Here is a 10,182-nt window from a genome sequence, read left to right as displayed (position 1 = left end):
GCTGCGCAACGCACTGGCCTCGGTCGAGGGTGGCGAGCTGCTGATCATGGGCGCCCCGCCGCCCGCCGGCGGAGGCCGCGCGACCGGCCACCGGCGCGCGACAGTTCGACCGCGCCCTCGCGCTTGAAGACTCCGGCTACACCTCCGCCAGCGCGAGCGTCGGTGATGTGAACCGCGACGGCCACCTCGACATCGTGCTGGTGAAGGGGCGTCACTGGCCGCTCCCGAATCTCGTGCTCCTCGGTGACGGCAAGGGCGGCTTCCAGCGCCCGTATGCGGTCGATCCGGTGGGGGATCGTTCGTACTCCGGGATTCTCGTCGATCTCGACGGCGACAGCGCGCTCGACCTCGTGGTCAGCAACGATGACCCCGACGCCAAGAAGGTCTATCGCAACGATGGCCGCGGGCACTACACGCTGCTGACCACGTTTGGCAGCCCGCTGTGGAGTACGCGACATGTGGCCGTCGGCGATGTGACCGGCGACGGCATTCCCGATGTCCTGCTCGCGAACCGCAACAGCCGGCAGCCCACCGCGAGCTATCTCTGCCGCGGCACCGGTGGCGGAAAACTGGCCGATCCCTGCACCGAGATCTCGCGCGGCTCCGCGACCACCATCACACTCGCCGACGTGAACGGCGACAAGGCACTCGACCTCATCGTGCCCTATCGCGACGGCGGTCAGGGGTACGTGCTGCTGAATGACGGCCATGGCGCGTTTCCCACCCGCGTGCCGTTCGGCCCCGAGAAGGCCACGTGGCGCGCCGCCTACGCCGCCGATTTCGATGGCGACGGCGTGATGGACCTCGCCGCGATCGATGAACTCGGCAGCGCGATGCTCGTGCGCGGGCTGCGCAGCGGGGGCTTTGCCACCGCCGAGCCGCTCGGCCCGAACGGCCAGCATCCCTACGCGATCACCGTGGCCGATGTCGATCGCAACGGGCGCCCCGATATCATCGTGGGCTATACCAATGCCCGCCCGATCGTGTTTTTCAACGACGGGCCCCAGCCGTTCACCCCGGTGCCCTTCGGCAACGCACAGGGCACGGCCTACGGATTCGCGGTGGCCGACCTCAATGAAGACGGGCTGCTCGATATCGTGATGGCGCGGACCGACGCGCCGAACATGCTGTACTTCGGGAGGCGGTAAACCGGCGCGCTAGGAGCGCCGGGCCCGTTGTTGCAGGTTGCACGCATGATGCCGCGTATGCGCCGAGAGCAACCGGAGCGCGAGCGCCGGCCGTAGCGGCCCGAAGTACGCATGCATCACGCGGCGGTCGGGCCGTTGTTCCTCGGCGAAGCGGAGTGCCGATGCCGCCTCCGCAGCCGCTTCGCGCACGCGCGCCGTGAGCGCGTCGGCCGTCATGGTGTCGTCAACAACAGGCGGGCGCAGCTCCCCCGGCGCGGGCGCCCCGCGCGGAAACGTGCGCGTGGCCAGGAAGTACGGCAGCAGCACCATACGAGAGAGCCAGGCCACCACGCGTGGCGCCCGGCGCCGCATCGCCGCACCATCGCGCACGGCGGCGGCACCATAGTCGTACGACATCGCCACGTGCACACACTCCTGCGCCACGCTCCAGCCGCCGGTGGCCGGTACCGCGTGCAGCGTCGCCCGGTCCGTGTCGCGCACCGCAGCGATGAAGGCCGCCAGCACCTCGGCCTGTTCGTCGAGCACCCGACGCCAACGCGTGTCACCGCCGGCCATCACAGGGGCCCGCGCGTGCTGAGGACACGCCGCATCTCCACCTGGAACCGCCCCTTCTGCGTTTCATCGAACCACACGATGCGGTTGCTCATATCGAGCGCCGCCTGAATGGCACGGGTGCCGTTCAGCGTGTCGCCGGCGAGATCGTACGCATCCGCCAGCAGCGTGTGACTCAGGATCTCCTCGGGGTACTGCGCGACGAGCTCCTTGGCCGCCGCCACCGCCCGTTCGCCGTTGAGGCGCGCCAGCCACGTCTGCACGACGGTGCTCAGCAACCGCGCCGACGCGGGCACCGTGAACCCCACGCGCCTGGACTGCTCGGCCAACCCCGCCGCCAACACGCGCTCGGGCTCGCCCTGCTTGAGCGCCAGACTGTCGCGCCACGGCTGCGGCAGGTCCCACGCCTTCGCATCGAACACGGCCCGCAATCCCAGCGGGATGCCGGCGAGCGGCGCGCCCGTGTGCTCGAGCCCCGCCGCATCGGTCTGCACCACGCGCCAGTGCACCGGTAACGCGGGCCGCAGCGCCGCCTGCAGGCGCGCGATATTCGCCAGCGCGCGCGTTTCGAGCGAACCCGCCGACAGCACCAGCGTGCGCGCGGTGCGCGACACCGTATCGCCCGACACGCAGCGCGTCACCTCGGTCTCCAGCGTATCGGAGATCGATGGACTGATCGCGATCACCGCAGGAAACGCCGTGGGCTCGCGGCACATCGCGCGCAGGGCAAACCAGCCGCCGCGCGAGTGGCCGATCAGGGTGCGATAGGGAAGCGTGCGATAATCCTTGTCGATTTTCGGCAGCAGCTCCGTGGTCAGAAAGCGGAGAAACGCATCGGCGTTGCTTCCCAGATCCGCCGATCGGCTGCCGTGCTCCACCGCCACCACGATCTGGCGCGGCATCGCCACCGCGAAGCCATCACCAGTGAGGTCGTAGTCCGCCGCGGCTACCGTCAGGTCGTAGAACGCGCGAACCTGCCCATCGAGGAGCACGATTACGGGATAGCGCTGTTTGGCGATCGCATAGTCGCGCGGCAGACTCACGTGTACGACTTTGGTCTCACCCAGCACCTGCGACGGCACCCGGATCGCGCGCACCTGCGCGCTGGCCGTCCGGTTCACCAGGCCGACGGCCAGTGCGATCGATAAACGCGCGCGCCGCATCACTCAGCGGCGCGCGGCGTGCGCGCGCTCCATGAGCGCCACGATCTCGGCGAGCGTCTTCACGCCTTTGTCCTCGTCGTACCACGCCATCTTGCGCGTGTGCGCGTCGGCGTCGGACATCACCCCTTTCTGGGCCAGCATCCACTGCTGCAGCTCCGGCGGCCGTTCGATGAACGCCCCGCGCTCCACAAAGGTGGCATCGAGCAGCAGCACCGTGGGCGTGGCGGCCCGCTGATCCGGCGTCCGGTGCGCTTCCATGATCGCCCGCCCGACATCGCTGCCGATGATCCGCAGCTCCACCCCGGGGAGCAGCGCCACCAGCTGAGCGATGTACGGAATGGTGTTCACGCTGTCGGAACAGCCGTCAACGGCCACCGCGAGCAGCTTCCAGCCACCGCCCGTGGCCCGCGCGCGCTGCACCAGCGCCTCGGGCGGCGTGCTCCACGTGCTGTTGCGGTCCCACAGCTCCCGGCGCGCCTTCGCGTTGGCCAGGAACGTGGCGTACGGGACGCCGCGCTCGAACAGCGACGCAAGCGCCGAGTCGGCCGCCGCCCGTGGCGTCGAGACGACCGGCTCACCACGCGGGGCCGAAACCGGAACCGGACAGAGCACGAGCGAAGCCACGAACGACAGGGCGCTGAGCATGGGGCGAGCGGGTGAGAGGAGCCTAATCTTCCACGGACATTGGGCACCCGCGCAAGCGGTGGCGGGACCGCGATCCGGGCACCGTCGCGCGGTAAGGGCAAGCCTGACGCATCCTGGGCGGATGCCGCACACACATTGGCGCGCGAGTCCGCAGCTTTGAATGGGAGCGCACGACATTCTGCCGCGCTCCGCCGGTCATGAGGTCTCCTCCATGAGGTGAGCACATGACGATGTCCCGCCCCTCGAGCGCGCTCTGTGCGCGGCTCGCGCTACTTGGCGCCGCCTGGTTACTGGTTGGATCGTGTGTGCGCGTCCGCAATCCGGTGCTCCGCAGTCCGTCGGCACCACTGGACACGGTGCGCACCGATGCCACACTCAAGATTCACTATCGCTCCGGCGCGCTCGATGTGCTGCGCTCCTGGGATCGCGAGGGGGATAGCGTCATCCTCGGCCTGGCGCGCCGCTGGGATGCCGAGCGACGCCCGCTCGAGTCGGTCTTCGTGCGCGTGCGACTCGATACCGTCGCCTTGCTCGAGACGAATGCCCCACTGACCGTCGGATCGTTCGGCGAGGGCGTGATCGATGCCTTCCTCGTGCTGGGCACCGTCGCCACGGTCGGATGCGTCTCCGATCCGAAGTCGTGCTTTGGATCGTGCCCCACCTTCTATCTCGACGCGAACCCGGCGGCCCGACCGTTGGCGGAAGGCTTCTCGTCCAGCATCGCGCGGCGACTGGAAGCCCACGATGTCGATGACCTGCAGACGAGTCGCGCGGGCGGATCGCTGGTGCCCCTGCTGATGCGCAATGAGGCGCTCGAATCGCATGCCGTGCGGTACGTGCGACTGCTGGCCGTGCCAACGCCGCCGCAGGGCGAGGTCTTCGCCACACCCGATGGCACGATCATCGGCGTGCAGGAGGTGCAGACCGTGAGCCGGTGCCGCAACGGCCTCGTCGATTGTGTCCGCGAGGTGGCGGCACGCGACGCGCGCGAATGGCACACGCCCACCGACTCCGCCGATCTCGCGGCGCCCGACACCGTGCACGTCACCTTCACGGCAGCGCCCGGCACGCCGGTGCTGCTCATGGCCGCCCGCCAGGCGTTCGTCTCCACGTTCGTGCTGTATCAGACGATGGCGACGCTCGGCACGACGGCCGGATCCTGGCTCGCGAAGCTCGAGCGCGGCGATCCCGACGCGCGGCGCCCGCTCGACGAGACCAATCGACTCATCGGCGAGATCGCCATCGACGTGCAGGATGCCGATGGCATGTGGCATCCCGCGGGCCGCTACGCGGAGGCCGGACCCATTGCGACCGACGTGCAGGCGATCCCGTTGCCGCCGATTGCCCGCCCCCGTGGTGCCGCGCTCCAGCTCCGCCTGCGCTTTGCGCGCGGCAACTGGCGCATTGGCTATCTCGCGCTGGGCACGCTCGGTGACACCCTGACCCCCGTGGTCCTGGATCCACGCACCGCCACGTTGGAGACCGGCGCCACCTATCGGGGCGCCCGCCCGCCGCGCAGCGATGTGCGGGACATTCTGGTCGACACCACGCGCGTGCTCTTCACGCAGCCGGGCGATGCGGTACAGCTCAGCTATCGCCTGCCCACCGACGCGAGCACCTATCGCCTCTTCATAGACTCACGCGGTTGGTACCGTGAGTGGATGCGCCGCGAGTGGCTCGCCGAGGAGAATGCCGCGTTGAGTGCGTGGGTGATGACCGATCCGCGCGCCGCCCTGCGGCTCCTCGCGCCAACCTTCAAGGCGCGCGAGGCCGGCTTTGAGCAACGCTTCTGGAACAGCCGATTCGGCCGAGGGACCCCATGAACACGCACGCCATGCGCACGAGCCTTGGGCTCGTCGTCAGCCTCGGCCTGTTCGGGTGTTCGATGGCCATGCAGCGCCACCCCGAGCGCGGCGCCCCCGTCCGCCTGACCATGGTGGCGGATTCAGCCCTGAAATTCACGGGCGAACTGCTCGCCGTGAGCAACGACAGCCTCTGGTTGCGGGATACGCACGCCACCGTGCGCGTCTGGCCACTCGCGAGCATCTCCAGCGTGCGCGTCTCACGCCAGACCCAGGTCTTTGCGCGCACGGTGCTCCGCGGCGTGGCCTTCGGTGCGGTCTCCGGCGCGGCACTCGCCGGTGCCTGCAGCACCATCTCCGATGGCTGCGAGGCCGTGATGGGCATATGGACTGGCGTGTTTACCGGGGTGAGCCTGCTGGCGGGTGGTCTGTCGCACGCACAAGTCGAGTACCTGCGCGTGCATCCGCCCACGCGACCAGCACTCGCCCCATGGGCACGCTATCCCCAGGGGTTGCCACCCGCCGTCGGGCGCGGCGAGGCGTCGGCCCCGCCCGCGCGTGACGGGCCGCCGGCGGGGAAACGATAGCGGGACGTCGGACCAGCAAGGGTATGGCAATGACAAGGGCTCGTGTGCGTCGATCCACCGGAGCGGTGCTGGGGCAGATCCTGTTGACCCTCGCCCTGTCAGCGTGTGCGGCCCGTGCGCCAATGCCGATGGATCGTGCACCGCGCCGCGACACCGTGTGGTACGTCGCCATCCGTAATCGCAGCTCGCAACGCAGCCTGCCGCGGGCCGACGATTCGCTGGAGTACGGGCTGGCACTCTTCCGCGCGCCGCACGAACAGCGCGCCGGATCCACCGGCGACCTGACCTTCGAGTCGCGCGAGGTGCTCTCAGCGGCCGCCTTTCACGACGCACTGCAGCAACGGGTGCGCCGGCCGCGTGAGACCACCGCGGGAGCGGTGCTGTACGTGCATGGCTTTGCGACCTCGATCAGCGAAGCCTGGGAGTACACCGCGACCGCCCAGCAATTCGGCGGCGCACACGACCCGTGGATTGCCTTCGCGTGGCCATCCCATGGCCATGGCATCACATGGCCGCGCCGTGGCGCGTGGTTCAGTCAGGCGTATCGCGAAGATTCGGCGTCGACGGTGATCAGTCAGCCCGCCTTTGCGCGTGCGCTCATGAACGTGGTGGATGCGGTCGGCGGCGAGGCCCTGACGGTCACCGCGCACTCGCTGGGGGGTCAGCTGGTCGGCAACGTGCTCGCGAGCGATACCGCCGTGCGTCGTGCGCTGCAGGCGCAGCCGCTGCGAGCGCTGGCCTTTCTCGTCCCCGACGTCGAGGCCGAGCGCTTCCGCGACAGTCTGCTGCCGACGTTCGCCGCCATTGCCCACCGCCGTGTGCTGTACGTGTCCGGGCGCGATCGCGCCCTCGCGCTGGCGCGTCGCGTGAGCGGCAGCACGCGCGCCGGCCAGCGGGTCAGCCCGCCGCTGGCGCCCGATCTGACGGAAACCGTCGATATCACCGACGCGCTGACCACCGAAGGCTGGTTCCAGCGCCTCGTGGGCACGCACCACGCCGTGCGTCGGCTGGCCGGCGTGCTCTTCGACGTCGCTAACGTGGTCGCCGGCGGGCGCGATCCCATCTGCCGCGAACAGGTGGGCACCGGCGTGCGGCAGGTCGATGGCACGTGGATGCTCCGCCGGGTCCCCAATCCGCGGTCGGCGGAGCTCGACGGCTGCCCGCCGTTCCGTACGGAGGCTACGCGATGATTGGGAGACCCCTGCGCCTGGCGCTCACCGGTGGGCTCTTCGCGTTGGCGACGGCGATTGCAACGGCGCTGGCACACGCGCAGCCGCGCCTTCCGTCCGACGGCGGCACGATCTACTCGCTCGGGCAGCCTGGTGCATGGCTGTCCACGATCGGTGGCGCAACCGGCATCGGGCGCCGGAGCGGGAGCGCCTCGGGGGTGGCCGAAGTCCGGGTGGGCGTCTACTACGAGCTGCTCAATCGCGCACTGGGCCTCGGCGGCGTGCAGTTCGAGCTGTACGGCGGCACCTTGAACGCCAACGCCGACGGCGGCGCCCGCGCGCGTCTCGTCTCACCCTTCGCGCGCATGGGCATCGGGCTCGACTTCAGCGGTGCCGATCACCACGTGCGGCCCATGCTCTCCGTGAACTGGCCCGGACGACGCGGCGGCCTCTTTCACGATGGCACCATGCTGCGCATGGACGTGCGGCCCGGACCGGAGCGTGTACTGACGCTCGGCATCGAGTCGCCGTGGCGGCGGCGCATTCCCTGGGGCACCACGCGCCCCCTGAACGACCGGGCGCGGCTGTCGAACCAGCGCGCCCCATATGCCGCGGTGCCGACCACGCCGCCGGCCTTGCCGGTGGCGCTGGCCGACGCGCGACAGGCGGCGATGCGCATGCAACTGCTGACGGTACCGTGGCTGGACCACAAGGGCGGCGGTGGCGCGCGCAGCGATGCCGTCGTGCTCGCGCGCTTGCAGGATATTGCCCGGGAAGCGGATAACACCACGCTCGAACTCGAGACGCGGCGCTTGCACCGCGCACTGGTTCGCGCCTTCTCCCAGGTCCTCGGGCCGGTCAACGACAGCGGCACGAACGCCGCCGGCGAGCGCGCCGCACGACAGGCGCGGGCCGTCCTCCTGGATGAAGTCCTGCTGCCGTACGACCGGTTGCTCGGCCAGGGCAAGCACGATGACACCCTGCGCGAGTTTGCGGTGCACGCACGCGGCGTCTTCCTGCGCTGGCTGCACGTCGAATCCGGACTGCCGCGTGAACGGACCACCGACGCCCTCGGCGTGTTCGTCCAGCTGCTCGACATCGTCGACGGCGTGCGAGGTGCTGCCCATCGCGACTGGGACGACTCGCGGTTCGTGTGGCTACCCCTCCAGCTGGCGCTGCTGCCCGAGGAGCACGACACCCAACAGGAACTGGATGCGCTGGTAGACCGCGCAAGCGGTGAACCGATCACCGAAGGCAATGACGTGTCCTACGTCATCAACGAACAGTTCCAGTACCAGCTCAGTCGCACCATTCGCGCGGCGCGGTTCTATCATGTGCTCTGGACCCACGACTTCCGCGGCGTGGACGCCAAGGGCGATCCCGACGAGATGAGCTTCCGGCATGTCCTGCGCTCCTACCTCGCAGCGATGATCAGCCGCGTGCGCGCATACGACGCGACCGGGGTCTTTCCGTCGTACTTCATCATTCTGGATGAGTGGTTCTACCGGAGCAACAAAGGCAGTCTCTGGCTGTCGCTGCTCGAGCGCCCGCTCGATCATGAGGTCGACCTGCCCGAGCGCTTCGCCGCGTGGGAGGACTCCCTCCGCGCCGCGCAGGACTCGCTCCGCGAAGCGATCGCCCACTCCTCGCTGCTCTCGGCGCAGCGCGCGCAGTATGGCGAAGCGTGGCTCAAGAACCTGATCAAGGTGCACGTCAACATTACCAACACCAACGACCCGACCTTCTGGAGCTGGCACGTCGCGACGGCCTTCCCGGTCCCGGACACGTGGATGCGCGATCATCGCAAGATCGTGTTCTATGACATCACCGAGCGTGATCTGTATCGCGGCGAATCGATCGTCACCGGCGCTGGCATTGGCGAACACTACGCCAGTCTCGCGTGGGAAGATCGTTCCTTGCTGGTCCGTGGCCCCGCCAACCTGGCGCTCAAGGCCGCCGCCCGCGAGCTGTTCCTCGGGCAGGGCTTCACGCCGGCACAGATTCCGGCGGTGCTGCGCGAGGAACCCCGGGCGCTCGACTACGACGCGCAAATCGCCCGCGCCAAACCGGTCGGCGGCCGCCCGCTGCGCGCGGTGCTGCTGCAGAATCGCACGGGCTACGACAACAAGAGCATCAACGTCACCAAGGCGCTGCTCTACACGCTCATGCCGCCCGGCTCCGTCATCAAGATTCCCGACTCGTTGTGGAACGGCACCTTCTGGGGATCGGTGCTGACCGGCTGCGCCATGCGTGGCGTTCGGGTGCTGGTCATCGCACCAACCTTGGCGAACGCGCCGGCGCGCGCCTTTGGCTCGCTGATCCGCAGCCGCGAACTGCTCTGGCGCCTGCTGATGGCCGATCGCGTGCTGGGCACAGTCATTCGGGCGAACGGTGGATTGCTCAAGGTGGGGCTGTACGCCTCGGAGATCCCCGTCTCCGATGTACCGCGCAAGATCCTCGCGGTACGCGCCACCCTCGACCGCTATCAATGGCTACGCGATCTCTTCAACTTCCCGCCCGAGGTCTACACCGGGCTCGATTCGATTGCCCGCACGCTCGGCCAGTTGCCGACGCCGGCGCGTGGTGGCTCCGAGTTCGAGGCTGGTCAGCATCCGCTGCTCCACCTCAAGGCCAACTTCATCGCCTCCCGAGAGGCCTGGAGCGTCATGGCCCGCAGTGACTGGGTCGACATGACGCGTGCCTTTGTGCCGCGGCGCATCTCCCAGCTGCAGGCACCCGGCGCGGCCGTTGCCGCGTTCGAGGACGTCCCCGATGCGCGTATCGATCTCGGCGGCGACGTGGTGCAGGCCTGGTACGATGCCCTGCCCGCTGCGACCCGCGAGCACGTGGTCTTCTACACAATGCTCGGCTCCGCCAACCAGAACGACCGCAGCATGGTCAGCGATGGTGAGGCCGTGGTCATGCTGGCCGGCTGGCCGTCGGTGACGGCCACCATCGATCTCATCTCGCTGATCGGCCAGTCCCGCTGGCTGACCGATCCCGCGGAACTGGACGCCCTGCTGCCGCGCCGCGGCTCCGTACCGACCCGGGTGGCGCACTGGTTCAAGTTCATGTTCTGAATGGCGCGCAGACATTCTGAAATCGCGTGAGGCGTG

At 69.0% G+C, this 10,182-nt stretch carries 8 protein-coding genes; 5 read left to right on the top strand and 3 right to left on the bottom strand.

The window, feature by feature from the left end:
* Positions 1–167: 167 nt before the first annotated feature.
* On the top strand, positions 168–1,148 hold the full coding sequence (locus tag K2R93_07620; protein MBY0489697.1) for a VCBS repeat-containing protein: 981 nt from the start codon (positions 168–170) through the stop codon (positions 1,146–1,148).
* A gap of 9 nt (positions 1,149–1,157) precedes the next feature.
* Here the strand turns inward: K2R93_07620 and K2R93_07615 are convergent, their stop codons facing one another.
* Genes K2R93_07615 through K2R93_07605 form a run of 3 tightly spaced genes read right to left on the bottom strand, consistent with a single transcriptional unit; the run spans position 1,158 to position 3,508 of the window.
* The gene (locus tag K2R93_07615) at positions 1,158–1,703 is read right to left on the bottom strand and encodes a DinB family protein (protein MBY0489696.1); all 546 of its coding nucleotides are present in this window, start codon (positions 1,701–1,703) and stop codon (positions 1,158–1,160) included.
* On the bottom strand, positions 1,703–2,863 hold the full coding sequence (locus K2R93_07610; protein ID MBY0489695.1) for a hypothetical protein: 1,161 nt from the start codon (positions 2,861–2,863) through the stop codon (positions 1,703–1,705). The genes K2R93_07615 and K2R93_07610 overlap by 1 nt, the downstream gene beginning before the upstream one ends.
* 3 nt (positions 2,864–2,866) lie before the next feature.
* Entirely contained in the window at positions 2,867–3,508 is a 642-nt protein-coding gene (locus tag K2R93_07605) for a thioredoxin family protein (protein MBY0489694.1), read from the bottom strand.
* Positions 3,509–3,732: 224 nt separating this feature from the next.
* On the opposite strand from K2R93_07605, the gene K2R93_07600 reads away from it, so the two are divergent.
* Genes K2R93_07600 through K2R93_07585 form a run of 4 tightly spaced genes read left to right on the top strand, consistent with a single transcriptional unit; the run spans position 3,733 to position 10,146 of the window.
* Positions 3,733–5,331, top strand: a complete 1,599-nt coding sequence (locus K2R93_07600; GenBank protein ID MBY0489693.1) for a hypothetical protein — start codon at positions 3,733–3,735, stop codon at positions 5,329–5,331.
* Complete coding sequence (locus K2R93_07595; GenBank protein ID MBY0489692.1) at positions 5,328–5,897, top strand: hypothetical protein; 570 nt, start codon at positions 5,328–5,330, stop codon at positions 5,895–5,897. Before K2R93_07600 ends, K2R93_07595 begins: the two co-directional genes overlap by 4 nt.
* 44 nt (positions 5,898–5,941) lie before the next feature.
* Positions 5,942–7,087, top strand: a complete 1,146-nt coding sequence (locus K2R93_07590; GenBank protein MBY0489691.1) for an alpha/beta hydrolase — start codon at positions 5,942–5,944, stop codon at positions 7,085–7,087.
* Positions 7,084–10,146, top strand: coding sequence for a hypothetical protein (locus tag K2R93_07585; protein ID MBY0489690.1), 3,063 nt, complete (start codon positions 7,084–7,086; stop codon positions 10,144–10,146). Before K2R93_07590 ends, K2R93_07585 begins: the two co-directional genes overlap by 4 nt.
* Positions 10,147–10,182: the final 36 nt, after the last annotated feature.

The sequence above is a fragment of the Gemmatimonadaceae bacterium genome (assembly GCA_019752115.1).
In the GTDB taxonomy this organism is placed as follows: Bacteria; Gemmatimonadota; Gemmatimonadetes; order Gemmatimonadales; family Gemmatimonadaceae; genus Gemmatimonas.
This window is presented reverse-complemented; position numbering and strand designations above follow the sequence as displayed.